The sequence below is a fragment of the Stenotrophomonas sp. SMYL89 genome (genome assembly GCF_036319985.1).
Lineage (GTDB): Bacteria > Pseudomonadota > Gammaproteobacteria > Xanthomonadales > Xanthomonadaceae > Stenotrophomonas > Stenotrophomonas maltophilia_Q.
Genome location: NZ_JAWIRW010000001.1, coordinates 310,282 through 336,078 on the forward strand (window position 1 = coordinate 310,282; position 25,797 = coordinate 336,078).

Below are 25,797 nucleotides of genomic sequence, written 5' to 3' on the forward strand. Positions count from 1 at the left end.
CCATGCGTGGATGCGATCGGGCCGGAAGAACGGACAGCATCGGGCCAGCCGCCACGGAACGGTGGCGGCCCCAGCCAGGACGGCACGGAGGGCAGGGAGCGGCCATCAGCGGTGAGGACCACCGACACGGCGCCGCCGGGTGCAGGAGCGCGCCCGGCGGCAGGCGCGACGCGCGAATGTGTCACGGTAGGTGCCGACCTTGGTCGGCAGTAGTTCCACGCCATGCGTGGATGCGTTGCGAGGAAGCACCCTAAAGCTCCAGCACCCGCCGATAACTCAACGGCCCACGCCCATCGCGCAGGCCCAACCGCAGCTCGAGTCCGGTGGCCGGCAACACTTCGCCGTCGCTGGGCAACATCGCCCACCCGGCACCCGGTTGCCACGCCCGCACATCGAAGCGCTGCACCTCACGCGCTACCACAATTCCCTTCGACAGATCCGGCGCGGGCAGTGGATACCGGTCGGTAGCGGCGCCACTGGCCCGCCATAGCGTCGCGCCCTGCCGCCACCAGCGCACCCGCTGCCAGTGCAGCCCATCACTGCCCACGCTGCGGGTGATCTCCAGCGCGAAGCTCCCATCGGGATGCCGTTCGCTCACCAGCGACGGCGGCAACAACCGCTGCGGACGGTCCGATGGCCGCACTGCACCATTCATCAACGCGTCGTCTGCACGCATCTCGATGTCGCGCTGGAACTGCTGCAGCACGCGCAGTGCCGTCGTGGTCTCGGCATCGGCCTGGCGCAGGCGCTGGTCGCTGCTGGCCACACTGTCAAGCGCCCGCCAGCAGATCAGCGCCAGTACGCCCATGATGGTGATCGCAATCATCACCTCGATGAGGGTGAAGCCGCGGACGGCGCGCCTCATTGCGCCGCCGTCCACGGCAACTGCATCCGCGCCAGCGACTGCCGGGGAGCATCCTCGGCAACCACACTCAGTTCCAGCTGAGGCTGGCCGTCGCCGCCCGTGTCCAGATGCTGAAGCACCAGGAAGCTGCCGCGCCCCTGCACACAGCGCTGCCGGGCATCCTGCGGTGCCTGTCCGCTCAGACGCAATTCCTGCCAGCGATCCTGCGCGCACAACAGTGCCAGGCGACGGTCACGCAGCCGTGACTGATCGTCGGTCGCCACTGCCACCGAGCGCATCACCGCCGCCAGTGCAATCGATACGATCGCCAATGCGATCAGCACTTCGATCAGGGTGAATCCGCGTGCCGCCTGCTTCATTGCACGACCTGCAACTGTCCGCTGCCATCATCACGAAGACGCAGTGTGCGACCCTCCAGCGACAATCCAAGCTCCCAGGCGATACCGATCCACTCCGGGCTCAGCTCAATGGGGCTGGCGGGCTGCACCGCAATGCTCGCCACCTGCCACTTCTGCGGTCGCAGCAGATCATCGCGTTCAACGGTCACCCAACCGCTGCCTTCGCGGCGGCTGAAACGATAGCCGGTGGCGTCGGCCTGCCAACGCAGGGGGCGGCCATCGATGCGCGCCTCATCGCGCGCCACCTGCAGGCGCTGCGCCAACCGCTCGGCTTCCTGTCGCAGCTGCCGGCCCGGGTCGAGCAGGCTGCCCAGGCCCAGCCCGATTCCGGCCGTGCAGATGCCGATGATCACCAGCACCACCATCAGTTCCAGCAGGGTGAAACCACGCGGCACGCGCTGCATCGACGTTGCCTCCTGTCCGGGTCGATGCCTGCCAGCGTAGGGCGGCATGATGAAACAAAAGCGTCAGCCACAGCTGCTAGCGTAGGTGGACACGACCGTGGCGATGGTGCGGAACATGGATGGCAGGCGCTGGGATCGCAATCGCATGTTGACCCTGCTGGCGGGGACCCTGCTGCTGGCGGTGGTGGCCTATTGGAGCGTCACCCTGTCTGCGGTGGCGCCCATCGCGGCTGCCAGCGAAGCACATGCAGAGCCGCCGGTACGTCCGATGTTCGACGCGATGGCCAGCCTGCCGCTGGTACGGCTGCTGTCCCCTGGGGCAGTGCAGACGGAGGTGGTGGTGCTCGGCGTGATGGCCGGTGAACACGCGCCGCTGGCGTTGCTGTCGGTGGATGGCCGACCCGCGGAGGCGTACGCACCAGGCCAACGCCTCGGACCCTGCACGGTACTGGCCAGCATCAGTGCCAGCGCAGTGGAACTGAACCAGGCCGGTCAATCGCGCAGCTTGCCGGTGCCTGAGTTGCCGCCGGTGCCGACCGAGGGCATCGTACCGGCTGACTTGTAGAGCCGAGCCTACGCTTGGCTGCTCCTGCGCGGCATCGCCGATGAATGCAAAGACAGCCGAGCATGGGCTCGGCTCTACAAAGGCGCTGGCTCAGCGCGCCGGGCGCTGTGGCACCAGGGAACGACCAAAGGCATCGCCCATGCGCTGTCGCGTGCCTTCCAGGTTGTACTGCATCAGCTGGTTGCCGGGCTGTTGCATCAGGCGTTCGGCCTCCGGAAGCGCCGGTGATTTCGCCGCTTTCGATGCCGGCGCAAGTTTGCGCTGCAGGCAGTCCCACGCCGGAATGCGCTCGCCATTGACCTGTACTTCGATGCAGGGCGCGGCGTCTTCCTGCTTCTTCGTCTCGTCAGCGCGCACCGGGGGCAACACCAGCAACAGCGCAAGGGTGAGGGCAGCGCGCAGGCCCGCCATCAACGATTCACGCATCTCGAATCTCCCGCAGCAATCGACGTTCTGCAATGAAGACGTGTGGCGAAGGCAGGGTCCGCCTGCGTGCGCTGCGGCGCTGTCAAAAGATGACAGTGCTGTCACAAAACTGTTGGCGGTTTTGACGCGACGTACACGTCCTGTTGGTAGACCCACGCGCCGCTCCATGGCCATTCCCTTCGATACGACGCGATGCCTTCGATGACTCCTGTTCCGTGCCGAGCCGTCCGCCTTCCCCTGCGCTTGCATCCCCTGGTGCTGGCCCTGGCCGCGATGCCGCTGCCGTTGTTCGCGCAGGAGGCAGCGCCTGCGCCCAGCGTGAACATCAATGAATACATCGTACGCGGCAATACCGTGCTCGATCCGCGCCAGATCGAGCGCGCGGTCGAGCCCTTCCTCGGCCCGGGAAAGACCCTGGCCGATGTCGAGAAGGCACGCGATGCCGTCAGTGCGCTATACCAGCAGGCGGGCTACCAGTCGGTCTACGTGGAGCTGCCCGAGCAGCAGGTCAGTGGTGGCGTGGTGCTGCTGAAGGTACAGCAGACACCGATCGGCCAACTGCGGGTCGTGGGAACGAAGCACGAATCGCCCGAGCGCATCCGCGAACGCGTGCCGGCGCTGGCGGAAGGCAAGGTGCCGGACTTCGACCAGGCCCAGAAAGAACTGACCGCGCTGAATGAGGGCGGGCGTCGCCAGGTGATGCCGCTGGTGCGCGAAGGCCAGGTGCCGGGCACGATGGATGTGGACCTGCAGGTCGAAGAAAAGTCGCCGTGGCGTGCCAGCGCGTCACTCAACAACGACCACAGCGCCGACACCGAGAAGCTGCGCCTGAGTGCATCGCTGGCCTACGACAACCTGTGGAAGCGCGGGCACAGCGCCAATATCGGCGTGTACCTGGCGCCGGAAGATACAAAGCAGGCCAAGGTGTTCTCGGCCTCGTACACGATGCCGTTCGAAGGCACGCCGTGGAGCCTGGAAGCGTCTGGCTACAAGTCCGACAGCCGCGTGCTGAACGCAGGTGGGCAGGGCGGCGCCGGCAGCGGTACCAATGTGATCGGCAATGGTCATTCCATCGGTGTCAAGTTGAATTACCGCCTGGCGGGCAGTAGCCAGTGGTGGCGCCAGCTCAGCCTCGGTGTGGATTTCAAGGACACCGAGGAAGACACCTGGATGGGCAAGGACAACCTGAAGACGCCGCTGAAGTACGCGCCAATCACGCTCGCCTTCGTCGGTGTGCGCCAGGGTGAGCAGGACCAGTTGAGCATCAACACACAGCTGGTTGCCGGCACCCGCCGCCTGTTCGGCTATGGCAGTGACGCGACCGCCTTCGGCCAGAAGCGCTACTGGGCCGATCCGAGTTTCGTCGCCTTCAAGGCCGACGTGGCCAACACCCACACGTTCGGCAATGACTGGCAATGGTATGCGCGCGGCTCGCTGCAGGTAACCGATGCGCCGCTGGTGTCGGCCGAGCAGTTCGCCGCCGGTGGCATGTACACCGTGCGCGGCTACCTGTCGGCCGAGGCGATCGGCGACTACGGCGGGCTGGCCAGCCTGGAGTGGCGGACCCCGGCGTGGTCGCTGTGGAGCGGTACCGATCTGCGTGTCTACAGCTTCGCCGACGCGGCCTATCTGCGCCTGCGCCAGCCGCTGCCCGAGCAGCGTGACAAGTACAACCTGGCCTCGGTCGGCCTGGGCGCGCAGCTGCGCCTCGGCGAACACCTGCAACTGCGCCTGGACTACGCCTGGCCTTATGCCGATGGCCCGGTCACGCGCAAGGACGACCCGCGCCTGCATTTCAACATCAGCACCAGTTACTGACCCTTCCCTTGAACATGCGTTCTCCGGAGACCCTTCGCATGGACCGTTTGCTTTCCCGAGTGTTGTTGCTGCTGGCCGCGCTGGTTGCGCTGCCGGTCGCTGCGGCCGATGCCAATTGGTGGCAGGCCGAATGGAAATACCGCAAGCCGATCACCGTCGACGCCGGCCCGCAGGGCGCGGGCCTGGCCGGTGACCCGGGTCGCACGCCGCTGCTGCTGCGCCTGCATACCGGCAACTTCGGTTTCGACGGCACCCAGGACGCGGGCAATGACCTGCGCTTCGTCTTGGGTGATGGCCGCACCGTGCTGGCCCACCAGATCGAACAGTTCGATCCCAAGCTGGGCCTGGCCCTGGTCTGGGTGGACGTACCGGCGGTCAGCGCCGCAGCACCGCAGACGATCTGGATGTACTACGGCAGCGAGAAGGCTCCGGCCAGCGGCAATGGCCAGCAGGTGTTCGACCCGGACTACACGCTGGTCTACCACTTTGCCGAGGCCAATGCGCCAGCACGCGACACCACCGCCTACGGCAACAATGCCGGTGCCGTTGTGCCGCCTGCCGAGGGTTCGGTGATCGGTCGCGGCGTGCAGTTGGGCGCAGGCCCGCTGCCGTTGCCGGCCAGCGCGTCGCTGGCGCAGGAGGCGGGTGCGCCGCTGACAATCTCGGCCTGGATCAAACCGGGCAGCAATAATGCGGCTCAAGCAATCTACGCTCGCCGTGATGGTGCTTCCGAGCTGGTGCTGGGCATCGAGAACCGCGTGCCGTTCGTCCAGCTCAATGGCCAGCGCAGCACGCCGGCGCAACCGATTCCGGAAGGGCAGTGGGCGCACGTTGCACTGACAGCAGAGAAGGGCACACTGCAGCTGTACCTCAATGGTCGCGTGGTCGCACAGCTGGGCGGCGAACTGCCGGTGCTGGGCACGGCGCCCGTGGTGGGTGCCGATGCTCCGGGCGCGACGCAGCCACTGGCCAACTTTGAAGGCGCGCTGGATGAGCTGCGCATCTCGCGGGTGGCGCGTCCGGCAGCGCTGTTGCTGGCCGATGCCACTGCACAGGGCGCCGATTCGCGTCTGATCAGCTACGGCGCCGACGAGCAGTCGGCGGGCCAGAGCCACTTCGCCTTCATCCTCAAGGCGATGCCGTTCGACGCCTGGGTGGTGGTGGCCACCCTCGGCCTGATGATGCTGCTGTCGTGGGCGATCATGATCGCCAAGGGTCGCCACTTCGGCCGCACCAGCAAGGCCAATGCGGTGTTCACCGAGAGTTTCGGCAAGCTGTCGGGCGTGCCGCTGCGCACGCTGTCCGACATGGACCGCCAGGGCAAGGCGCCGACCGCGATGCATGACGGTTCGCTGTGGCGCATCTATCAGGTGGCCATCGATGAAATGCAGCAGCGCCACCAGCGTGACGGCAACAGTGGCTACCTCAGTGGTGCCACCATCGCCGCCATCCGCGCCTCGATGGATGCGGTGATGGTGCGCGAGCAGGAGGCGATGGCGCGGCGCATGAACTGGCTGTCGACCACGATTGAGGGGGCGCCGTATGTGGGCCTGTTCGGTACCGTGATCGGCATCATGCTGGTGTTCGTGGTGGCGGCGATGGCCGGCGCGGTGGACATCAACTCGGTGGCGCCAGGCATGGCCGCGGCGCTGCTGTGTACGGCGGCCGGCCTCGGTGTCGCGATCCCGGCGCTGTTCGGCTACAACTACCTGGGCGCACGCGCCGAGGCGATCGGCGCCGACATGGCGGTCTTCATCGACGAGTTCGCCGCGCGCCTGGCCGAAGAGCAGGACGGGCGCGGCCCGGCCGCGGTCCAGGGCTGAGGGGCGCGCCATGGGCCAGAAGGCGAAGTTCGGCATCAAGAAGCGCGAGAAGGGCATCAACGTGACGCCTTTCGTCGACGTGCTGCTGGTGGTGCTGGTGATCTTCATCCTGACCAGCAACGCCTCCATCCCCGGCATCGAGGTCAATCTGCCGAAGGCCAGCAACAGCGTCGCGCTGGAGAAGCCGAAGACCAAGGCGATCACCATCGACCCCAGCGGCCAGGTGTTCCTGGATGCCTACCCGGTGACGATGGCCGAGCTGGAAGACCGCCTGCGCACCGAACGTGCGACCACGCCGGATTTCCCGGTGATCGTGCGCGGTGATGCGCAGGTGCAGTACGCCCGTGTGGTCGAGGTGCTGGACCTGCTGCGGCGGCTGGAGCTGGCCCAGGTCGGCCTGGTCACCGGCAAGGCGCAGGGCTGAGGCATGACGGCCCATCAACCCCCTCGGCCGGAACCCGGCATGCGCGGTCGCCAGTTGCTGGTGACCGTCGCGCTGGTGCTGGCCGCGTTGCTGGTGCTCGGCATTGCCGTGTGGTGGATGCTGTTCAAGGACACCGCCAGCACCCGCAGGCCGGTGGTGCAGCCGCCGATGCTGGCGTTGCCGCCACCACCTCCGCCGCCACCACCGCCGCCGGAAAAGCCACCGGAGCCGGAGACGCCGCCGGAAGAAACGATGCCCGAACCGGAGCCGCTGGATCAGCCGACGCCGGCCGAAGAGCCGACGCCGACGCCGGACAATGCAGACCCGGTAACGATGAATGCCGATGCGCAGGCCGGTGGTGACAACTTCGGCATCCAGTCCGGCAGCGGCGGCGGCTCATCCGGCGTCGGCCGTGGTGGCGCCGGCAATGCGACGTATGGGCGCTACCTCGGCTACCTGATGCAGCAGGCGATCTCGCGCGACGACAAGGTCAAGCGCCTGGCCTTCCAGCTGCAGGTGAACGTCTGGCTGGCCACGGATGGCCGCCTGGAAAAGGTCGAGCTGGTGCGCGGCAGTGGCAACGAGGAGGCCGACGCTGCCGTGCTCGATGCGCTGCGACGCATCGGAAAGGTTGACCAGGCACCGCCACCGTCGCTCGATTTCCCCGCCCGCGTGCTGATCCAGGGCCGCCGTCCCGGCGCCTGATTCCCGACTTCCGTGATTTCCCTTCTTTGGATGAGAACCGTGATGAACGACCACGACCGCGCACGAACCGATTCCCGCCGCCCGCGGCCGGCCCGACGGGCGCTGCTGTGCTGCGCCGTGCTGCTCAGCCTGGCTGCCCCGACCGGTGCGATGGCCGCTGAAACCACCATGGTCAAGCTGATCAAGGGCCTGATCGCCAGCGGCGCGCTGAAGCCGGAAGATGGACAGGCACTTCTGGTGCAGGCCGAGGCTGAAGCAGCGGCCGAATCGCGCATCGCGACCACTGCACCTTCGGCCGCCAGCGGCGGCGTGGCTCTGGAAGCCGGCGACGTGCGCGTGCCGTACGTGCCGCAGAGCGTGCGCGATGGCATTCGTGACGAAGTGCGCCAGGACGTGATGGCGCAGGCCAAGTCCGAAGGCTGGGCTGCACCGAACGAAGTGGCCGAATGGACCAAGCGCATCAATGTCACCGGGGACATGCGCGTGCGCAGCGAGTCGCGCTTCTATTCCGAGCGCAACAGCGACATCGTGAGCAATTGGGCGTCGATCAATTCCGGCAACGGCTTCGACACCAATACCAACACCAATCTGCAGTTGCCGCCCTTGCTGAACACCCGCCAGGACCGTCGCAACCTGTGGCGCATCCGTGCCCGCCTTGGCATCGAGGCAACCATCGGCCAGCACACCACGGCCGGCGTACGCCTAGCCAGCGGCAGCAGCAATGGCCCGGTGTCGACCACCGAGCAGCTGGGCGGTGGCCTGAGCAAGAAGGACGTGTGGCTGGACCAGGCCTGGCTGGCCTACAGCCCGGCCGACTGGGTGACAGTGCGTGGTGGCCGCTTCGGCAATCCCTTCTGGACCAGCGACACGCTGTTCTCCAACGACCTCAACTTCGATGGCCTGGCCGCGAACCTGAAGTACGACTTCAACGGGGGGGACGTCGACCTGTTCGGCAACCTCGCGGTGGTGCCGCTGGAGTACACCTCCGACAGCTCGCCCAGCCAGAGCCGGGTCAAGGCCCCGAACGAGAACAAGTGGCTGTCCGGTGCGCAGATGGGTGTGAACTGGCGCTTCAATGACCAGAATTCGTTGCGCGCTGCATTAGGCTACTACGACTTCAAGAACATCAGCGGCCGCCTGTCCTCGCCGTGCGCGCTGTACGCAGGCGCGGTCGGCTGTGACACCGACTGGTCGCGCCCGGCCTTCATGCAGAAGGGCAACACCCTGATGCTGATCCGCGACATCGCGCGCAATCCGCTGGACCCGGCCAACACGCCGACCCCGCAGTATGTCGGCCTGGCCTCGGCCTTCCGCCTGGCTACCTTGAACCTGCGCTGGGACACGCAGCTGGCCCAGGGCATCGCTCTGCGCCTGGATGGCGACTACATCCGCAACCTGGCCTACGACAAGCAGGCCATGTTCAGCCGCGCCAACAACGGCATCGTCAACAACTACGGTGCCGGTGGCACCGCCAGCATCGATACCTTCCGCAGCGGCGACACGGCCTGGATGGTGCAGGCCACCTTCGGCGCCACTGACCTGAAGGAGAAGGGCCAGTGGCAGGCGCTGCTGGGCTACAAGCACATCGAGGCCGATGCGCTGCCGGACGCTTACAACGACCCGAACTTCCACCTCGGCGGCACCAACGCCCGTGGTTACTACGTGGGCGGCGCCTACGCGCTGGACGCGCGCAGCTGGATCAGTGGCAAGTGGATGGCGGCCAAGGAAGTATCCGGTGCGCCGCTGTCGATCGATGTGTTCCAGCTGGAGTTCAACACCGGGTTCTGAGCGGCGGGCGTGATGCGGATCACGTCGTGCGTGGCGGGGGTGCAGCGATGCGCACGTCTAAGGAAAGGAGACCACGCGTTGCACATAAGGAGAAGTGGATGAGCCGTCGCAAGCTGTTCGAGAGTCCCGAACCGTCCAGTCAGTCGCTGGGCATCGGGCCGGCCTACGTCTCGGTGGAGGGGCTGCGCCAGCACCTGGCGGAGTTCCTGCTGTATGCGGGACGGCCGGTGGTGATCATGCGTGGGCGCAGCGAAGTGGGGTATTTCCTGCCGGCGCGCTTCTGGCGCCAGCGTGACGATGATCCGCTGGCAGCGGCTGCCGCCGACCAGCTGCTGGACGCGGCCGGTTTCCAGGCCGAGGACATCCAGCAGGTGGAGCAGGAGTTCAACGCGATGCGCCAGCGCACCGTGTTGCATTCACGGCGCTGAGCGGAATGTAGAGCCGAGCCCACGCTCGGCTGCATGCTGCGGAGCGGAGCATGGGCTCGGCTCTACAGTAGATCCACGCCATGCGTGGACGGGGTTACGCGGCGGCCCCGCGTTCACTGGTGATGCGCGCACCCTCGCGCATCACCAGCGTAACCGGGGTCTTCTCCACGACTTCCAGCAACCGATGCCACTGTGCATCGCTCAGCTCGGCGCTGGCATGCAGCACGCGGTGCACATGGAAGCGTCCATCCTCGTCACGGTCCGAGCGCAGCTCGGCATGGAACTCGCCCAGCTCCCAGCCCTTGCGCTGCGCGTACATGCGCAGGGTGATGGCAGTACATGCCGCCAGCGAGGCCAGATACAGATCGAACGGCGCGAAACCCTTGCCCTGACCGCCCAGCGAGGCAGGCTCGTCCGCATCCACCTCGAATGTGCCGTTGCTGATGTGGTGCAGGTAGTTGTCGGCGCTCGAAACAATGCGTGCGTAGGCCATCGGGATCTCCTGTTGTCTGTAGGGCCGAGTCATGTTCGGCCAATCCCACCGTAGCGTCGAGCCATGCTCGACTGATTCCGAAGGCGGCGCCAGTCAGAACCGGCGCCGTCACGACGATCGTACGAGAACGGGATGCCGCAGCCTTGCAGGCCAGTACACGCGTTGATCGATTACCTGGTCGAGCGTTTCGATGCGTTGGACGAGCCGTAGCCTCCCATCCGCGCGTGGCGTGGATCCACTGTAGAGCCGAGCCGATGCTCGGCTGCCTTTGGCGCAGGCACAGCCGAGCATGGGCTTGGCTCTACAAGGCGTGGCTTGCCGCCTGCGGCTGCGCAGCCCACAATCCACGTCCGGACCGTCGCCATCACGCCCATCATTCCCCGGTCCGGCCTTGGCACCTATGTCTCCCAATGCCCTGGCGCTGGTCGAGCTGCTGATCCGCGAGCGCCGTGCGTTGTCCCGCTTCATCGCGCGCTACCTCGACCCAGCCAGTACCGAGGACACCCTGCAGAACCTGTACCTGAAGGCCAGCAGCGTACCCGGCGATCCCCCCATCCTCGAGCCGCGCGGGTATCTGTACCGGATGGCCTACCACCACGCGCTCAACCGCAGCCAGGCTGACGCCCGCGAGCGGCGCGCGATGGCCGAGTACGCCGTCGACATGGCCGATGCACGCCATGATGGCGAGGCCCAGGCGCTGGACCAGGCGCAGCTGCGCGAGATCACCCAGACCATCCTTGCCTTGCCAGCGCAGGTACGCGAGTGCTTCGTGCTCAACCGTTACCTGGGCCTGAGCGAGCGCGAGATCGCCGCGCGCCTCGGCATTTCCAAGAGCGTGGTGGGCAAATACGTACTGCGCGCGGCATTGCTGATCCAGCAGCACCAGCAGGGAACACGCCGATGAGGCGCGATTGCCGTGGGCAGATCGCGCCCGCCGTTGTCACAACAGGAAAGCGCACCCGTTCGCGGTGCGGCAGGCCACAACCATGACCACGTCCGAACCCTCGCCGCGTCAGGCCAGGCAGGCGTTGCGCTGGGTGATACGGTGCAGTGCGGGTCCGCTGCCGGATCGCCAGCAACGAACCCTGCAGCGCTGGCTGCAGTCCGATCCGCGCCATGCGCTGGCATGGCGCCGGCAACACGCCTTCTGGCAAGGGTTGGATGGCGCTGGGCCCGACGTACTGGCCGCGTTGCCCGGGTTGACGGCTGATCGCGAAGGGCTGCGTCCGCTCGCGCCGCGCCGCCGGCTGCCATGGCTGCTGGCCAGCGCTGCGGCGGTGGTGCTGATGGTTGCCGCTGCGCCACACGCGCTGCTGCTGGCACGCAGTGACCTGCGCAGCAGCGATGCACCGCGCGTGGTGCAGCTGGAGGACGGCAGCACCGCTGTACTCGACGCCGGCGCCGCACTGGCGATTGAATTCAATGGCCAGCAGCGCCGCCTTCGCCTGCTGCGCGGCCAGGCCTGGTTCCAGGTGGCGCACGAGGCGCGCCCGTTCCAGGTGGAGGCGGCGGGCGGGCTGGTCCGTGATATCGGCACTGCCTTCAGCGTGTCGAGGCTGGACACCACGGTCACCACCCGGGTCAGCGAAGGCGCGGTCGATGTGCGTCCGGGCGATGGCAGCGTGCAGCGCCTGCATGCCGGGCAGGCGCGCACGTTCCGCGACGGTCGCTGGCTGCAGCCGGTGCAGCTGGAGGATCCCGAGGCCATGGCGCCGTGGCGGCGTGGCGAGGTGGTGATCGACGATCAACCGGCCGCGCAGGCCATCGCCGATCTGGCGCGCTACCGTCGTGCCCCGGTGTGGGTGCTGGGCGGGCAGGGCGCACGCGTGCGGGTGAGTGGCCTGTTCCACCTGCAGCAACCGGAGACCGCCATCGATGCGGTTGCCGCGCAGGCGGGACTGCGCGTGCAGCGCCTGCCGGGCGGGGCCATGGTGCTGTGGTGATACGGCCCTGGCGCATGGACGAACCGGCCGCACGAAAAAAACATGAAAAAACCGTGGGCAGCCACTGTGCCCTGCTGTCTATAGAGGTATAGCCAGAGCGAAACACCGTTTTTCCTCAAGCCAGACACACCACCGGCACCGGATGTGCCCGTGGTCCCGCCCCGCTTGAGGAGTTCCTGTCCATGCCGTCCACGGCATCCGCCTGTCATCGTCGCGCCACCGTCCTGGCCCTGTCCATCTCCACCGCACTGCTGCCGCTGGCCTGGGTGCCGGTCGTGCACGCGCAACCGGCGATCGTCGCACCGGTGCGCCAGTACGCCATTCCGGAGCAACCACTGGCCGACGCGGTGCGTGCCTTTGGCCGCCAGGCTGATGTGCAGGTGGTGTTCCGCAGCGACATTGTGGAGGGCCGCCGCTCCAGTGCGGTGAGTGGCGAGTACAGCCAGATGCAGGCCCTGCAGCAGCTGCTGCGGGGCAGCGGCGTGCGCGCGCAGCGCGGCATGGACGGCACCTGGAGCCTGCGGGCCGCAGCGGAGGCGGGTGAGGGGGAAGGGGTACGGGTGACCGAGACACTGGACGTGGCCGGTCGCCTGCAGTCGGAAGGGGGAGAGGCCCGTGATCGGCGCGGCTACGATGATGTGTTCGCGCTGGACCTGACCACGGCGTATTCGGGGCGCGACCGGGTAGAGCGTTACCGCGGCTCCAACCCGGCCGATGTGGTCAAGGATCTGGTCGGCGTGTTCAGTGGCGATGCGCGCAACAGCGGCGCGCTGGACATCAACATCCGTGGCATCCAGGGGCCGGGGCGGGTGCCGGTCAGCATCGACGGTGGCGAACAGGCGCTTACGGTCTGGCGCGGCTACAACGGCGTCAGCAACCGCAACTACATCGATCCCAACCTGATTGGTGGCATCCAGGTCATCAAGGGGCCAGGGCTGGTGCGCGATGTGCACAGCGGGATCGGTGGCGCGCTGGTGATCAAGACCATCGATGTCGATGACATCGTTGCGGCCGGCGAGCGCTTCGGCGGGGAGCTGAAGATCGAAGGCAGCAGCAATGCCGTGGCGCCGCGCCTGCCACGCCTGCACACCGGCGAGGACTACCGCATCGTGCCGGGATTCCCGCAGGGCTCGCCGAACTCGCCCTATGACGACCGCACCCTGGTGGTGCCGGTGAAGTCGCGCAGCGGCAACAACCCCTTCAACGGCGAAGACCAGGCCTGGCGCCTGGCACTGGGCTACCGCGGCGATACCGTCGACCTGATGGCGGCCTACGCCTGGCGCAAGCGTGGCAACTACTTCTCCGGCAGCAAGGGAAGTGGCTACTACGACCAGGATCCGCGCGAGCAGTTCGAGTACCAGGGCATCGATTACATCACCACGCTGGCACGCTACTTCAAGCCCGGCGATGAAGTGCCCAATACCTCCAGCGAACAGGAGTCGTGGCTGGTCAAGGGTGGCTGGCAGATCAACGACGACCAGCAGCTGAAGGCCACCTGGCGGCGCACGCTGTCGCACTACGGCGAGATCATGCCCTCGCGCATCCTGTCCGCGCCGGATTACGGGCGCATCCAATGGCCGCTCAGCCGCGTCGCCTCCGATGCCTGGAACCTGGAGTACCGCTTCCAGCCAGCCGACAGCCGTTGGCTGGACCTGTATGCCAATCTATGGCGCACCGAGACGGACAGCGACACCTACACCGCAGGCGGCTTTCCGAACTTCGCGCCAGGCAACCCGGCGTGGAACCCGGACGCCAGCCCGATCCTGCGCAACACCGCGTTGGCCAATGCGCGCAACGACCGCACCGGCCTGACCCTGAGCAACCGCTTCGCGCTGCATTCCACCCTCGACCTGACCGTGGGTGGCAACTGGCAATACGAAAAGCTCGGCTCGCGTGACCCGTACTTCGGTCCCTCCGATGGCTGGCGCATGTACCCGCGCGCCGGCCGCCGCCAGGAAGGCGAGGGCTATCTGAACCTGGAATGGCGCCCGGTCGATTTCCTCACCCTCAATGCCGGCGTGCGCTACAGCCGGTACTGGGCGTTCGACGACTTTCTGCAGGCGCATCCGGAGCTGCTGACCAAGGGCGTGGGCAGCAGGGAGGCGACCTACCGGACCAACGAGCTGCCCGAGCGGCCGGCCAGTCTGCAGGCGGAGATCGACGCGCTCGAGGCCGAACGTGAGTTCTGGGAGAGTATCGGCATGGGTTCGGTGATCGACGATGCATTGCATGGCCTGCTGGCGTACTACGAGACGCCGCAGGCGGTGGAACACCGCATCGCCTGGCAGCCTGATGCCAGCGGCAACTACAGCCGTGCCACCAACCCCTGCCTCAATGGCCATGTGGCGGCGATTCCCGGTGCGCTGCCGCTCTACGCGGGCAGCGACCTGGTCTGCAGCATCGGCAGCACTCTGCAGTCGCGACCGGTGGATGGACGCAATGAACGCCGTCGTGACCATGCCTGGCTTCCCAGTTTCTCGGCCACGGTGAACCTTTCGCCGGCCGCACGCGTCTACCTGCGCTACAGCGAGGCGGCGCGCTTCCCGAGCATGTTCGAAAGCACCATCGCCTTCTCCAGCAGCCTCAACCCGCTGTATGCGCTCAAGCCGGAACACGCCTACAACTACGAACTGGGCTACGTGCACAACCTTTCCGGCCTGTTCGGCAACACCGCCGATGCCGACGTCAAGCTGGCCTATTACGTGCACAAGACCCGCAACGTGATCGAGCGTGATGCGTATTTCATGTTCGACAACATCGACAAGCAGACCATTCGCGGCATCGAGCTGCAGGCGCGCTTCGACAACCGGCGCTTCTTCACCGACCTGGGCATCACCCGCACGCTGGAAAACGAGGTGTGCGACGAAAGTACGGCCGTGCTGCTGGACGCCAATCGTGGCCTGGTCCCGAACTGCGTGCAGGACGGCTTCGTCAGTGGCTACCTGCTGACCCAAGCGATTCCGAAGCTGTCGGTGAACCTGTCGCTGGGCACGCGCCTGTTCGATGAGCAGTTGGAACTGGGGAGCCGCATCGTCCACTACCAGCGCCACGAGAACCCCGATCTGCAGGCGTACCGCGACCGGCTGCTGGCCGGCGGCAGCAGCCTGCTGTGGCAGAACGTGCCGTTCACCTGGGGCAACATCACCACCGTCGACGCCTATGCGCGCTGGCGCTTCAACCAGCACGCCAGCGTCGAGCTGGTCGGCAGCAACCTCGGCAACCGCTACTACGTCGACCCGGCCACGCGCTCCACGCTTCCGGCGCCGGGCCGCACGATCAAGCTCGGCGTCACCGCGCGCTTCTGATGTATCCGTTTCACGTGTTGTACCCGTAGTTCCCTCAACCCAAGGAGCAATACCATGAAGATGATTTCCCGTTCGGTTCTCGCCGTTGCGGCAACCTTCGCCCTGGCCGGTTCCGCGCAGGCAGCCGATATCGTCGGCGCAGCCAGCCCGGTGACCGATGCCGAGCTGTACGTCGCCGTCGGTGAATCGCAGGTCAACGGCGGCCCGCACCAGGCTGGCAAGGCCGGCATCGGCGTCGGCACCGTCTCCGGCGCCCGCCGTGTCGACTTCCAGGGCCTGTCAGCGTACTCGGTGCCGACCACGGTCAACGGCACCACCGTGCGCACCGTGGCCATGCCGATCACCGGCGCGCCGGGCAGCCACTCGGGCATGGGCCACTTCAACTTCGTCAAGGTCGGCAGCGGCGATGTGTGGTTCGGCGAGTGGTCCAAGGATGGCGCCGCCGGTGGTTTCAACAACCGGCAGGTCTACTTCGTCGGTGATCGCGCCGGCACCACGCTGCCGGCCGGTGTGGCCACCTACAGCGTGGCGGGCCTGAACAAGTTCAACGGCAGCAACCTGCTGTCGGGCACCTTCCGCGCCAACTTCGGGAACGGCACGCTGCTCGGTGGCCTGACCGGTGGTGGCCTGGCAATCAACGTCAACGCCAACATCAGCAGCGCCAACGCCTCGTTCGCGGGCACCGCCACCGCCAACGGCAGCGTTGCCGGCACCACCCAGGGCCAGTTCTTCGGCGCCAACGCGGCCACCCTGGCCGGTATTGCCACCTTCAGCGGCAACAGCCAGTACGACACCGCCTTCGGCGGCAGCAAGAACTGATCGCCGCGCCCCTGACGGGGCAGGGCAGGGACAAGCCGCGATCCGCCAGTCCCTGCTTCGGCCCGTTGCACGCCCCACCACGGATCGACCATGCGCCACCCCATCTTCCTACTCGTTCTGCTGCTGGCCGCCGCCGATGTGCGCGCCCAGCAGGACGATCTGCGCCGTGTGCTGGAACAGGGCAGCGAACTACGCCACCAGCGGCAGGACCAGCAACGCCTGCAGCAGGCCGAATCGCAACGGCCGACCATCACCATCGACGGTCAGACCCTGCGCGTGGAGCGCACCGTCGATGACCTCGGCCAGGCCTTGTACCTGTCGTTGCAGCACCAGCAATGGCAGGCCGCCGCCGCGTTCCTGGACGAATACATCGAGCTTTCCGGCCATGATCCACTGCTGCGCCACTATGCGCAGGGCGCGCTGGCCCGGGTGGCCGGCGATCATCATCGTGCGGCCCGTGAATACGAAGCGCTGTTGACCGCGCAGCCGGATTTTCTGCCAGCGCGACTGGAACTGGCGCGTGTCTTTGCCGAAGACCAGCGCGACCGCGAGGCCACGGGGCTGTTTCGCGCGATCGCCTCTGGCATCGATGGCGACGACCCTGCCACGGCCGGCGTGCGTGCGCGCGTCGACGGCTATCTGGCGGCGCTGCAGGCACGGCAACGCTGGAAGGGAGCGGTCGCGGCCGGGCCCGCCTGGAGCGACAACATCAACCGCAGTTCGGCCAGTCGCACCTGCCTGTTCGGCGTGGGCGACGCCTGCATCATCCAACGGAAACTGCCCGACGCCCAGCGCGCGGGGGGCCTCGACTACGACGCCAGCCTGGAACGGCGCTGGGTGCTGCGCGGGCATCATGGACTGTACGTACGCGGTCTCGCCTTCGGTCAGGCATGGCGCGGGCACAGTGCGTACAACGAGCTCAATGCCAACGTGCAGGCGGGTTACAGCTGGCGTAGTGCACGGCAGACCGTGATGCTCGCCCCCAGCTATGACTACCAGGGCCTGGGCAACCATGCGCTGCAGGGCGGCAGTGGCGTGCACGCAGAATGGCAGTACACCCTGGATGCACGCAGCCTGCTCAAGCTGGAGGCTGACTGGAAGCGCCAGCGCTATCGCCAGCACGGCCTGGCCAGCAACTACGATGGCGAGCTGGCGGCGGTGTATGCCACCTGGTTCCGCGCGCTCAATCCACGCTGGACGGTCTTCGCCGGGTTGGATGTGACCGACAGCAACGCTGCCGACCCGGCCAACGGCTACTGCCAACGCGGTCTTCGGCTGGGCGTGGCACGCCAGTGGAGCGGCACCACCGCCACCGTGTTCGCCTCGTTGCGCGAGCGCGACTATGACGCGTGGAGCCCGCTGCTGGAAGCGCGTCGCCAGGACAGCGAGCAGAACCTGATCGCTATCGTCCGCAGCGAGCGCCTGGCCGTGGCCGGGCTGGTACCCAGCCTGAGCCTGCGCTACGCGCGCATCGACAGCAACGTTGGCTGGCTGTACAGCCACGACCGCAGCCTGCTCAGCCTGAAGTGGGAACGGGCCTTCTGAACGCGCCGTTGCAACGCGGCGGTGAACGTGCCGTGGTCGCGATCTTCATCCATCATCACGCGCTCTTGTAGCCCGGTTCGCGCATCCTGCGGGCGTTGCGGCAGAGGTGGGCCGCGTGTATCGAGGAGCGCCGGTCGTGCTGGAAGCGGGCAACAAACCAGAGGGCCTGAAAGGGCTGCGCGTACTGGTGGCGGAGGATGAATTCGCCATCGCGATGTTCCTGGTCGACTATCTGGAGCTTGAAGGCGCACAGGTGGTGGGGCCTGCCGGTGACCTGCAGGCGCTGGGGCAGCTGGTCGATACCCATCCCATCGATGTGGCATTGCTGGACATCAACCTGGGCGGTGAGCAGGTCTATCCGCTGGCCGATCGGCTGGCCGAGGCGGGTACGCCCTTCCTGCTGACCTCCGGTTACGACGACAACCTGCCCAGCCGCTTCGCCAGCGCGCCGCGCTGTACCAAGCCCTATCACATCAAAACCCTGGTGCAGCAGCTGGCCGGGCTGGTGGCGGCGCCGCAGGTCGCTGCGGGCATCGCCTGATTGCGCGGCATGTCGCGCCGTCCTGAAGGCATCCAGGCCGCCAAGCTGCGTGGCCAGATGCCACCTGCACCGCAGCTGCATGTGCGCCACGATGGCATGGCCGCGCGCATCGCCCGCCACGACTGGTCATCCACGCCGTTGGGTGCCTGCGAGCAGTGGCCGCCCCACCTGCGCGCCACCGTCGACCTGATGCTGGCCCATGGTTTCCCGATGATCGTGCTGTGGGGTGAGCAGCTGGTGCAGCTCTACAACGATGGCTATGCCGAGATTCTGGCCGACAAGCATCCCGGCGGGCTCGGCCAGCCGACCCGCGAGTGCTGGCCCGAGGTCTGGCATATCAATGGACCGATCTACCAGCGCGTCTGGCAGGGCGAAACCATCACCTACGAGGACAAACTCTATCCCCTGGCGCGCCGCGGGCGGTTGGAGGATGTCTGGTTCACCATTACCTACAGCCCGATCCGTGGCGAGGAAGGGCGCATCAAAGGCGTGCTCGTGACCATGTTCGAGACCACAGCGGCGCATGTGGCCCAATCGGCACGCGAGCGCGAAGAGCAGAAGCGGCGGGAGGCGGACCGGCGCCTGGCATTGGCCTTCAAGGTGCTGCCGGTGGGCGTCTGCATTGTCGACACCGAAGGGCGCCTGCAGCTGTCCAACGACCAGATGCGTGCCTATCTGCCCAGCGGCAAGGTGCCCTCCACGGATGAGGTGAACCTGCATCGCTGGCGTGGCTGGCATGCGGACGGCAGCGCCATCGGGCCGGAGGATTTCGCCATCGCCCGTGCGATGCGCGGCGAGACCGTGGTGCCGGGGCTGGAGTTCCAGTATCTGCATGACGATGGGCGCGCGCGCTGGACCCGGGTCGCGGCCGCGCCCCTGCGCGATGGCGACGGTGAGGTCAGCGGCGTATTTGCCATCGCCGTGGACATCGACGATCTCAAGCGTGCCACCGAGCGCCAGTCTGTATTGCTGGCCGAACTGCAGCACCGGGTGCGCAACATCATGTCGACCATCCATGCCATTGCCTGGCGGACCCGCGAGTCGGTCAGCAGCGTGGATGAATACGCTGAACGGTTGTGCGGGCGACTGATGTCGCTGGCACGCACGCAGAGCCTGCTGACCCGTGGCGCCAATGCCGGGGTCTGCCTGCGTGGCATGATCGATGAGGAGATCGCGGCGCTGAGGCCGGCAGCGGCCGCCTACCGCCTGCAGGGCGAGGACGTGTTGCTGCCGCCGAAGGCGGCCGAAGTGCTGTCCCTGGCGATCCACGAATTGGCGACCAACGCCCTGCGGCATGGCGCACTGAGCCATGAGGATGGCCGGATCGAGGTGACCTGGCACCTGCATGTGCAGGGCGGGCAGCCGTGGCTGGGGCTGCACTGGTGTGAACGCCATGCCGCTGTGGAAGACTGGGAGCTGCCCCGGCAGCGTGGGCTTGGCCGGGCGCTGATCGAGCAGCGCGTGCCCTATGAACTGGCCGGCAGCGGTGAACTGCGCTTCGACCCGCAGGGACTGGATGCCTGGATCCGCTTCCCGCTGCGCGAGCGTGACAGCCTGCTGCAGACCGATGCGCCGTGCGCTGCGGCGGACGGCTCCGGCAGGTAAAGGTTCATTTATATCCAATTTGACCAAATTGGGTATAGTGGCCATTATCCACCCTGCCCGGAGCCGTGCCATGACCCTGCCGCTGGATCTGCCTGGCCTCGAAAAGGCCCCCGCGTCGTCGGTGAAGACCCGCGGCTGGCCGAGCCTGATGCGCACCGTGCGCGAGAAGCAGGCGCTGGTCATCACCAACCACAATCACCCCGAAGCGGTGATCGTGGACATCCGCACCTATCAGGAGCTGCTGGCCAAAGCTGCCGGCAGTGATGCCGGTGAGCGCAGCGAAGAGTTGCTGCGCCTGCGCGGTGAATTCGACCAGACCCTGGCCAGCCTGCAGCGCGGGGAGGGGCTGGGCAAGGTGCTGGGCCAGCCGATCCGCCGCGGTCGCAGGGTCACCCTCGGCCGTCCCCTCTGACCGATGGGAAGGATCCTGGTGCTTGCCGGCGTCAACGGCGCCGGCAAGAGTTCGCTGCTCGGCACCTGGCTGGAAGCCGAAGGGCTGAGCTGGTTCAATCCTGATTCCTTCACCCGTCGCCTGGTGGAGGCTGGCTGGCCGATGCCCGATGCCAATGCCGAGGCGTGGCAGGAAGGCACCCGCCGCCTGCGCCAAGCCATGGCCGAGGGCACCGACTTCGCCTTCGAGACCACACTGGGAGGCAACACCATTCCGCGCCTGCTGCGCGAGGCCTGCGCCCAGCACCAGGTGGCGATCTGGTTCTGCGGGCTGGCATCGGTGGAACTGCACATTGCCCGCGTTGCAGCGCGGGTGGCGGCGGGCGGGCATGACATTCCGGTGGAGAAGATCCATGCCCGTTTCGACTCGGCGCGCGAGAACCTGCTGGACCTGCTGCCGCACCTGGCCGAACTGCATGTCTACGACAACAGCGCCCCGGCCGATGCCGAGGGCTGTGTCGAACCGCTTCCGGTGCTGGCGATGGCCAATGGCCAGCTGCAGTACCCGGTCTCGGTGGCCGAACTGCTGCACACCCCGGACTGGGCCAAGCCCATCGTGATGCGCGCGATGGAGTTGAACACCTCCCGGTAGATCCACGCCATGCGTGGATGGCGTATCGCCGCTCCCTTGCAGCGCCGAGCCCATGCTCGGCTGAGCACCCCCAAGAGCAGCCGAGCGTGGGCTCGGCTCTACAGGGCCGGCTTCACCTGCTCGGGCTCCGCACCCTCCGGCAACGGCGGCAACGCCGGGTCCACCGTCACGGGCACATCGCTCTTCAACAACGCCGCTGCTTCCTTCTCGCTGCCCACCGCCGGCGGTGAGCCGCGCAGCGGCAGGCCGGCGGTTTCCTTCACGAACAGCATGGTCACCAGCCCGATCACCGCCGCGCCCATCAGGTAGTACGCCGGCACCAGCGGGTCGCCGGTGCGCTCCACCAGCCACGCGGTCACCAGCGGCGTGGTGCCGCCAAACAGCGACACCGACACATTGAACGCGATCGACAACGCGCTGTAGCGCACCGGCGTATAGAACAGCGCCGGCAGCGTGGACGGCATCGAGCTGGTGAAGCACACCAGCGCCAGGCCCAGCAACATCAGGCCCAGGAAGATCAGCCAATCGTTGCCGCTGCCCACCAGCAGCAGACAGGGCACGGCCAGCACCAGCAGCGCGATGCACGCGCCGATGATCATCGGCCGACGGCCGAGCCGGTCACTGAACAACCCGCCGACGATGTTCAACGGCATCATCACCAGCATCACGATGATGATCAGCAGCAGCCCCTTGCTCTCGGCATAGCCCATGGTGACGCTGAGGTAGCTGGGCATGTAGGTCAGCAGCATGTAGTCGGTGACGTTGAACACCAGCACCAGGCCCATGCATACCAGCAGCTGGCGACCGTGCACCTGGAACAGTGCGCCCAGCCCGGGACGATCGTGCTCGCGCTTCTCGGCTTCCTCGGCGAAGGCGCGGAACGCCGGGGTTTCCTCCAGTTTCATGCGCATGTACAGGCCGAGCAGGCCGAGCGGACCGGCCACCAGGAATGGGATGCGCCAGCCCCAGTCCAGCATCTGCTCGCTGTTCAGCACCATGTGCAGTGCGGTCACGGTGCCCGCGCCGGCGATGTAGCCGCCCAGTGTGCCGAACTCCAGCCAGCTGCCCATCAGGCCGCGGTTGCGGTCGGTGGAGTACTCGGCGATGAAGGTCGCCGCACCGCCATATTCACCGCCGGTGGAAAAGCCCTGCACCACGCGTGCCAGCAGCAACAGCACCGGGGCCCATATGCCGATGCGCTCGTAGGAAGGAATCAGGCCGATGGAGAAGGTGCCGAGCGCCATCAGGATCATGGTGAACGCCAGCACCTTCTGGCGGCCATAGCGATCGCCCAGCGGGCCGAATACCAGGCCACCCAGCGGCCGGACCAGGAACGCCACGGTGAATGTCGCGAAGGCAGCGATCACCTGTGCAGTGGGATTGCTGGACGGGAAGAACACCTGGCCGATGGTGACGGCCAGATAGCCGTAGACACCGAAGTCGAACCACTCCATGGCATTGCCCAGTGCGGCGGCGCCGACGGCGCGCTTGAGCATGGGCTTGTCGACGACGGTGATCTCGTCGACCTTCAGGTGGCGGCGGCGCTTGAACCAGCCGAAATGGGCATGTGCCTCGGGCGTGTCCTGCATGGGGGCTCCCTTGGAGATGTGGAATGGGAAAGGCAGCACGCGTGGATGCACGCGCACGGCAAAGCACCGCCGTTGCGGCGGAAACCTGGCAACGCGACTACGGCGGCGCAGTCAGCGGCCGGGAATCACAGCGATGCGGGAAGTGGCAGGCGAAGTGCCTGCGGGCGTCATCCGCCAGGATCCAGCGCGAGGCGGTGGATGGGCGGAGCAGAAACATGCGTGGCAAGCGAAGCGCCGGTCGGCAGTGCTTTCCACGTAACAGGTGCGCCCGTCACGTAGTGGGTCGTGTCGATCATCGGTTCATCATAACGGCACGCGCGTGAGCGTGCAGCGAAGCGGACTGATCTGCATGCTGTGTTCCACCGTGCTTGTTCATCTTCACGGCGGTGATGACATGCGTTGAACGGAATCTGGCCGCACTGCTCACACGTCGCCCTCTACGTTGGAGGCGAACGCAACAGAGAAGGAGCATCGAATGACCCGTCGCATTCCCGAAGGTACGCTCGTGGTTGTCGCCGATGGTGGCTCGGCCCGTGTATTCACCAACGTTGGCAGTGATCACCAGCTGGCCTTGAAGCAGGAGGGCGAACTGCGGCTGCAGGACATCAGCGAGCAGGGCGTTTCCGGGCAGGGACCGGCCGGTGCGGTGCCGAAGGACATGTCCATCTCCCAGCTCAACGAAGCCACGTTTGCCAAGCAGGTGGCCGAGCAGCTCAACGATGATGCGTTGAACAACCGCTACGCACACCTGGTGCTTGTGGCCGACCCGACCACGCTGGGACGCATCCGCCCGCTGCTGCACAAGGAGACCCAGGCACGCTTGCTGGGTGATATCGCCAAGGACCTGACCAATGCACCGCTGGCGGATATCCAGAAAGCAGTTGCAGCCTGATCCTGCCGGTTCTGCCACAGCCGTTGTGGGGCCGAGCCCAGGTTCGGCCCCACGGTGAAGCGTTCACCAGCTGTAACTGACACCCAGCTGTGCACTGGTCTGGCGGAAGCCACTGGCCTTCTGCAGCGACAGACCGCCCCAGGCGCCCACGCCGTTGGCGAACTTCAACGACGCACCGGCACTGAACTCGCCGCGATTACGCGGAATGCGCGCGTCCACCACCTCATCGTCCATGCGGATCTGCGATTCGCTTCGGGTATGCAGCCAGTTGGCGGCCACATACGGCTGTACATCGGTGGTGCCGTTGCCCCATCGGGTCACGCCGGACAGACGCACGCCCGCACGGCCGAACAGGCCATCGGCATTCTCGGCACTCACCACCGTACCGTTGGTTTCGGTGTGGCGGTAGCTGTCCCAGCGGCTGTAGCCCATCTGCAGCTGCGGCTCCAGATAGATGCCACCATTGCTGGCGCCACCCACGCGGAAGGCATAGCCGGTTTCCACCGCACCCTGCCAGGCGCGGCTGTCATAGCGCTCGGTGTCCAGGCCGATGCCTTCCACACGGTTGCGGAACTGTGCACGCTGCACCGAGCCATCCACGTAGAAACCGGCATACGGGTCGCCATCGTTGCCGCCGCGCCAGGTGCCGTACACGCCCAGGGCTTCGCCCTTTACCTTGCCGCGCGCGTAGTAGCCGGTCAGTTCATTGGTGGAGGTGCTGGTGGCATTGCCGCTGGACAGCATCACGCCCACGCTGCTGCCTGAATCGTGATGCCATAGATCGGCACCGACGGTCAGCGCCTGGCTGTTACCGCGGATGTCAAGCTGGCGGCTGATCGCATCGAAGCCATTGCGGGAGCCATCCACGCGCGCCCAGGCACGGCCTGCGTTCTGGCCGGCATGGCGGTCGTGATAGCCAATGCGGAACATGGTCTGCGCGGCCTGCAGGTTGGCCAGGTAGGCGCCCGGCTCGGGACGCAGCACCGGGTCCGGATCCGGGCCGGGCAGCACCGGGTTGCATTCGGGCAGCGTCGGGTCGGTTTCGCACGGGTCCGGCTGGGTCGGAAGCTGCGAACGCAGGTACCAGTTGCCATCGGCCCCGGTGCCTTTGAACAGGAAGTACTCGTACTGCCCGCCCACGGCACGACCGGCCAGGTTGAACTGGCCATTGGAGGCGCCACCGACCGAGATCAGCTCGATGCCCTGGCGGGTCTGCGCACCGGCACCACCCACGTTGTTCACGCGCACGTTCGCAGTACCGATGGTGTCGCCCTCGATGACCAGCCTGTCAGTGGCGGCACTGTCATCGGCCAGCACGGTGTTGAACACGATCGTGCCATCGTTGCCGATGAAGTCTCCGGCCACGGTGAGGGTGTTGAACGTGCTGCCATCGCCCAGCGACACCGTGCCATTGCCCAGGTCCAGACGGCCCAGGGAGGAATCGCCGTTCATGACCCAGGTGGATGCATCCAGCGCGAGGCTGCTGACGTTGCTCATCGCCCCGGTCAGGCGTGCCTGGTTCTGCAGGCGAACGTGAGTGGTGGCTCCTGCGCCGTTGACGATGTCACCGGCCAGCACGCTGTCGTCCACGGTCAAGCTGACATCGACGTCACCGTTGGTGTCCAGCAGCACGCCGTTGCCCGCCGAGACCGTCGTACCATTGCGGAGCACGATGTCTGCGCCGAACTGCGCCGGGGTCACCCACTCGGTGACATGGATGGCCGAGCCGGTTGAGCTGGCCAGATGCGAGCCGTCGACCGACAACAGGCTCCTGCCCGGAGAAGGGCCGCCGGATCCCCGTGGGTCATTGGTGATGGTCACTGCGTGATCGTCACCCTGGACCAGGCTGCCGCCACTGACGCTTGCCTGAGCGGTACGACGGAAGCTGATCCCCGCTGAACCAAACAGGCTGGAGCCGGATGCCGTCACCCGGGAACCCACAAGACTGAGAATGCCTCCTTCGGTAAGGCGGATCGCATCGCCACTGCCATTGAACTCGGAATTCATGGCCTGCAGCTCTGAACCCGAGTGCACGATGGCTGCAGCGCCGGATGAGTTGTTAACCAGCGCACCATTGAAGGTTCCAACCGAGCCATCGCTCAGCTGTGCGGTGCCGCTGATGGACGCGCCGTTGACCTGCAGTCGGGAGCCGTTCCCTGCGGTTATGTCTCGTGTCGTCGCGCCCGGCGCGAGCATCAATGTGGCGCCGTTCAGTGTCCAAGCCTCTACAGGATCGCCCGCGTTCACCGTGGCGGACTCACCGGGGATGAGGTTTCCCGCCTGGGCGGACAGTGTGAGGCAGAGTGCACTGGCAATTCCCAGGGCGAGCGAACTGCGGACTGAAATGGACATGGCAGACTCCTGTTGATGAGCATTCGA

At 66.6% G+C, this 25,797-nt stretch carries 24 protein-coding genes; 17 read left to right on the top strand and 7 right to left on the bottom strand.

Features of this window, described 5'->3' with window-relative positions:
- Positions 1-250: 250 nt before the first annotated feature.
- From V3B41_RS01435 to gspH, 3 genes are read right to left on the bottom strand one after another with little or no spacing between them, the layout of a single operon-like run.
- Complete coding sequence (locus tag V3B41_RS01435; RefSeq protein ID WP_285310439.1) at positions 251-865, bottom strand: prepilin-type N-terminal cleavage/methylation domain-containing protein; 615 nt, start codon at positions 863-865, stop codon at positions 251-253.
- The gene (gene gspI, locus V3B41_RS01440; protein WP_197650146.1) at positions 862-1,224 is read right to left on the bottom strand and encodes a type II secretion system minor pseudopilin GspI; all 363 of its coding nucleotides are present in this window, start codon (positions 1,222-1,224) and stop codon (positions 862-864) included. Before gspI ends, V3B41_RS01435 begins: the two co-directional genes overlap by 4 nt.
- Positions 1,221-1,667: a type II secretion system minor pseudopilin GspH gene (gene gspH / locus V3B41_RS01445; RefSeq protein ID WP_197650145.1), complete on the bottom strand. Its 447-nt coding sequence runs from the start codon at positions 1,665-1,667 to the stop codon at positions 1,221-1,223. Before gspH ends, gspI begins: the two co-directional genes overlap by 4 nt.
- 103 nt (positions 1,668-1,770) lie before the next feature.
- Here gspH and V3B41_RS01450 point away from each other — a divergent pair, with 103 nt between their 5' ends.
- Complete coding sequence (locus tag V3B41_RS01450) at positions 1,771-2,232, top strand: general secretion pathway protein (protein ID WP_180848964.1); 462 nt, start codon at positions 1,771-1,773, stop codon at positions 2,230-2,232.
- Between the two features lie 90 nt (positions 2,233-2,322).
- On the opposite strand, the gene V3B41_RS01455 is transcribed toward V3B41_RS01450, so the two are convergent.
- Positions 2,323-2,658 carry a hypothetical protein gene (locus tag V3B41_RS01455; protein WP_049431573.1) on the bottom strand — a complete coding sequence of 112 codons (336 nt, stop codon included), beginning with the start codon at positions 2,656-2,658 and terminating at the stop codon, positions 2,323-2,325.
- 201 nt (positions 2,659-2,859) lie between these two features.
- Here V3B41_RS01455 and V3B41_RS01460 point away from each other — a divergent pair, with 201 nt between their 5' ends.
- The 6 genes from V3B41_RS01460 to V3B41_RS01485 all read left to right on the top strand — a co-directional run bounded on the left by V3B41_RS01460 (position 2,860) and on the right by V3B41_RS01485 (position 9,644).
- Positions 2,860-4,476, top strand: coding sequence for a ShlB/FhaC/HecB family hemolysin secretion/activation protein (locus V3B41_RS01460; protein WP_329859751.1), 1,617 nt, complete (start codon positions 2,860-2,862; stop codon positions 4,474-4,476).
- A gap of 38 nt (positions 4,477-4,514) precedes the next feature.
- Entirely contained in the window at positions 4,515-6,299 is a 1,785-nt protein-coding gene (locus tag V3B41_RS01465) for a DUF2341 domain-containing protein (protein ID WP_329859753.1), read from the top strand.
- Positions 6,300-6,309: 10 nt separating this feature from the next.
- Positions 6,310-6,723 carry a biopolymer transporter ExbD gene (locus V3B41_RS01470; protein ID WP_005409874.1) on the top strand — a complete coding sequence of 138 codons (414 nt, stop codon included), beginning with the start codon at positions 6,310-6,312 and terminating at the stop codon, positions 6,721-6,723.
- 39 nt (positions 6,724-6,762) lie between these two features.
- Positions 6,763-7,428, top strand: coding sequence for a cell envelope integrity protein TolA (locus V3B41_RS01475; protein WP_106548636.1), 666 nt, complete (start codon positions 6,763-6,765; stop codon positions 7,426-7,428).
- 42 nt (positions 7,429-7,470) lie between these two features.
- A complete protein-coding gene (locus tag V3B41_RS01480; protein ID WP_329859756.1) occupies positions 7,471-9,216 on the top strand; it encodes a putative porin in 1,746 nt (581 codons plus the stop codon).
- Between the two features lie 98 nt (positions 9,217-9,314).
- Entirely contained in the window at positions 9,315-9,644 is a 330-nt protein-coding gene (locus tag V3B41_RS01485) for a hypothetical protein (RefSeq protein ID WP_049430241.1), read from the top strand.
- Between the two features lie 94 nt (positions 9,645-9,738).
- Here V3B41_RS01485 and V3B41_RS01490 read toward each other — a convergent pair whose 3' ends face one another.
- A complete protein-coding gene (locus V3B41_RS01490; RefSeq protein ID WP_049430243.1) occupies positions 9,739-10,137 on the bottom strand; it encodes an OsmC family protein in 399 nt (132 codons plus the stop codon).
- A gap of 400 nt (positions 10,138-10,537) precedes the next feature.
- Between V3B41_RS01490 and V3B41_RS01495 the strand changes: the two genes are divergently transcribed.
- From V3B41_RS01495 to V3B41_RS01535, 9 genes are all read left to right on the top strand, one after another.
- Positions 10,538-11,041, top strand: a complete 504-nt coding sequence (locus tag V3B41_RS01495) for an RNA polymerase sigma factor (protein WP_049430245.1) — start codon at positions 10,538-10,540, stop codon at positions 11,039-11,041.
- Between the two features lie 82 nt (positions 11,042-11,123).
- Positions 11,124-12,080, top strand: coding sequence for a FecR domain-containing protein (locus tag V3B41_RS01500; protein WP_329859760.1), 957 nt, complete (start codon positions 11,124-11,126; stop codon positions 12,078-12,080).
- Positions 12,081-12,262: 182 nt separating this feature from the next.
- Positions 12,263-15,385: a TonB-dependent receptor gene (locus tag V3B41_RS01505; RefSeq protein WP_197631890.1), complete on the top strand. Its 3,123-nt coding sequence runs from the start codon at positions 12,263-12,265 to the stop codon at positions 15,383-15,385.
- 54 nt (positions 15,386-15,439) lie between these two features.
- Positions 15,440-16,204: a Slam-dependent surface lipoprotein gene (locus tag V3B41_RS01510; RefSeq protein WP_049430250.1), complete on the top strand. Its 765-nt coding sequence runs from the start codon at positions 15,440-15,442 to the stop codon at positions 16,202-16,204.
- 90 nt (positions 16,205-16,294) lie between these two features.
- Positions 16,295-17,749: a surface lipoprotein assembly modifier gene (locus V3B41_RS01515; RefSeq protein WP_295550724.1), complete on the top strand. Its 1,455-nt coding sequence runs from the start codon at positions 16,295-16,297 to the stop codon at positions 17,747-17,749.
- 136 nt (positions 17,750-17,885) lie between these two features.
- On the top strand, positions 17,886-18,290 hold the full coding sequence (locus V3B41_RS01520; protein WP_295550749.1) for a response regulator: 405 nt from the start codon (positions 17,886-17,888) through the stop codon (positions 18,288-18,290).
- Between the two features lie 9 nt (positions 18,291-18,299).
- Positions 18,300-19,895 (top strand): PAS domain-containing protein, encoded by a 1,596-nt coding sequence (locus V3B41_RS01525; RefSeq protein WP_197619291.1) that lies wholly within the window; start codon positions 18,300-18,302, stop codon positions 19,893-19,895.
- A gap of 70 nt (positions 19,896-19,965) precedes the next feature.
- Entirely contained in the window at positions 19,966-20,307 is a 342-nt protein-coding gene (locus V3B41_RS01530) for a type II toxin-antitoxin system prevent-host-death family antitoxin (protein WP_197619289.1), read from the top strand.
- Between the two features lie 3 nt (positions 20,308-20,310).
- Entirely contained in the window at positions 20,311-20,937 is a 627-nt protein-coding gene (locus V3B41_RS01535; RefSeq protein ID WP_197619287.1) for an AAA family ATPase, read from the top strand.
- Between the two features lie 98 nt (positions 20,938-21,035).
- Here the strand turns inward: V3B41_RS01535 and proP are convergent, their stop codons facing one another.
- Positions 21,036-22,526 carry a glycine betaine/L-proline transporter ProP gene (proP, locus tag V3B41_RS01540; RefSeq protein WP_329859768.1) on the bottom strand — a complete coding sequence of 497 codons (1,491 nt, stop codon included), beginning with the start codon at positions 22,524-22,526 and terminating at the stop codon, positions 21,036-21,038.
- 475 nt (positions 22,527-23,001) lie between these two features.
- Here proP and V3B41_RS01545 point away from each other — a divergent pair, with 475 nt between their 5' ends.
- Positions 23,002-23,418, top strand: a complete 417-nt coding sequence (locus tag V3B41_RS01545; RefSeq protein ID WP_010485385.1) for a host attachment family protein — start codon at positions 23,002-23,004, stop codon at positions 23,416-23,418.
- A 63-nt stretch (positions 23,419-23,481) separates the two neighbouring features.
- Here V3B41_RS01545 and V3B41_RS01550 read toward each other — a convergent pair whose 3' ends face one another.
- Positions 23,482-25,770: an autotransporter outer membrane beta-barrel domain-containing protein gene (locus tag V3B41_RS01550; protein ID WP_329859770.1), complete on the bottom strand. Its 2,289-nt coding sequence runs from the start codon at positions 25,768-25,770 to the stop codon at positions 23,482-23,484.
- Positions 25,771-25,797: the final 27 nt, after the last annotated feature.

Coding starts and splice junctions, on each gene's coding strand:
- V3B41_RS01435 (WP_285310439.1), bottom strand. CDS start 865: ATGAGGCGCGCCGTCCGCGGCTTCACCCTCATCGAGGTGATGATTGCG.
- gspI (WP_197650146.1), bottom strand. CDS start 1,224: ATGAAGCAGGCGGCACGCGGATTCACCCTGATCGAAGTGCTGATCGCA.
- gspH (WP_197650145.1), bottom strand. CDS start 1,667: ATGCAGCGCGTGCCGCGTGGTTTCACCCTGCTGGAACTGATGGTGGTG.
- V3B41_RS01450 (WP_180848964.1), top strand. CDS start 1,771: ATGGTGCGGAACATGGATGGCAGGCGCTGGGATCGCAATCGCATGTTG.
- V3B41_RS01455 (WP_049431573.1), bottom strand. CDS start 2,658: ATGCGTGAATCGTTGATGGCGGGCCTGCGCGCTGCCCTCACCCTTGCG.
- V3B41_RS01460 (WP_329859751.1), top strand. CDS start 2,860: ATGACTCCTGTTCCGTGCCGAGCCGTCCGCCTTCCCCTGCGCTTGCAT.
- V3B41_RS01465 (WP_329859753.1), top strand. CDS start 4,515: ATGGACCGTTTGCTTTCCCGAGTGTTGTTGCTGCTGGCCGCGCTGGTT.
- V3B41_RS01470 (WP_005409874.1), top strand. CDS start 6,310: ATGGGCCAGAAGGCGAAGTTCGGCATCAAGAAGCGCGAGAAGGGCATC.
- V3B41_RS01475 (WP_106548636.1), top strand. CDS start 6,763: ATGCGCGGTCGCCAGTTGCTGGTGACCGTCGCGCTGGTGCTGGCCGCG.
- V3B41_RS01480 (WP_329859756.1), top strand. CDS start 7,471: ATGAACGACCACGACCGCGCACGAACCGATTCCCGCCGCCCGCGGCCG.
- V3B41_RS01485 (WP_049430241.1), top strand. CDS start 9,315: ATGAGCCGTCGCAAGCTGTTCGAGAGTCCCGAACCGTCCAGTCAGTCG.
- V3B41_RS01490 (WP_049430243.1), bottom strand. CDS start 10,137: ATGGCCTACGCACGCATTGTTTCGAGCGCCGACAACTACCTGCACCAC.
- V3B41_RS01495 (WP_049430245.1), top strand. CDS start 10,538: ATGTCTCCCAATGCCCTGGCGCTGGTCGAGCTGCTGATCCGCGAGCGC.
- V3B41_RS01500 (WP_329859760.1), top strand. CDS start 11,124: ATGACCACGTCCGAACCCTCGCCGCGTCAGGCCAGGCAGGCGTTGCGC.
- V3B41_RS01505 (WP_197631890.1), top strand. CDS start 12,263: ATGCCGTCCACGGCATCCGCCTGTCATCGTCGCGCCACCGTCCTGGCC.
- V3B41_RS01510 (WP_049430250.1), top strand. CDS start 15,440: ATGAAGATGATTTCCCGTTCGGTTCTCGCCGTTGCGGCAACCTTCGCC.
- V3B41_RS01515 (WP_295550724.1), top strand. CDS start 16,295: ATGCGCCACCCCATCTTCCTACTCGTTCTGCTGCTGGCCGCCGCCGAT.
- V3B41_RS01525 (WP_197619291.1), top strand. CDS start 18,300: ATGTCGCGCCGTCCTGAAGGCATCCAGGCCGCCAAGCTGCGTGGCCAG.
- V3B41_RS01530 (WP_197619289.1), top strand. CDS start 19,966: ATGACCCTGCCGCTGGATCTGCCTGGCCTCGAAAAGGCCCCCGCGTCG.
- V3B41_RS01535 (WP_197619287.1), top strand. CDS start 20,311: ATGGGAAGGATCCTGGTGCTTGCCGGCGTCAACGGCGCCGGCAAGAGT.
- proP (WP_329859768.1), bottom strand. CDS start 22,526: ATGCAGGACACGCCCGAGGCACATGCCCATTTCGGCTGGTTCAAGCGC.
- V3B41_RS01545 (WP_010485385.1), top strand. CDS start 23,002: ATGACCCGTCGCATTCCCGAAGGTACGCTCGTGGTTGTCGCCGATGGT.
- V3B41_RS01550 (WP_329859770.1), bottom strand. CDS start 25,770: ATGTCCATTTCAGTCCGCAGTTCGCTCGCCCTGGGAATTGCCAGTGCA.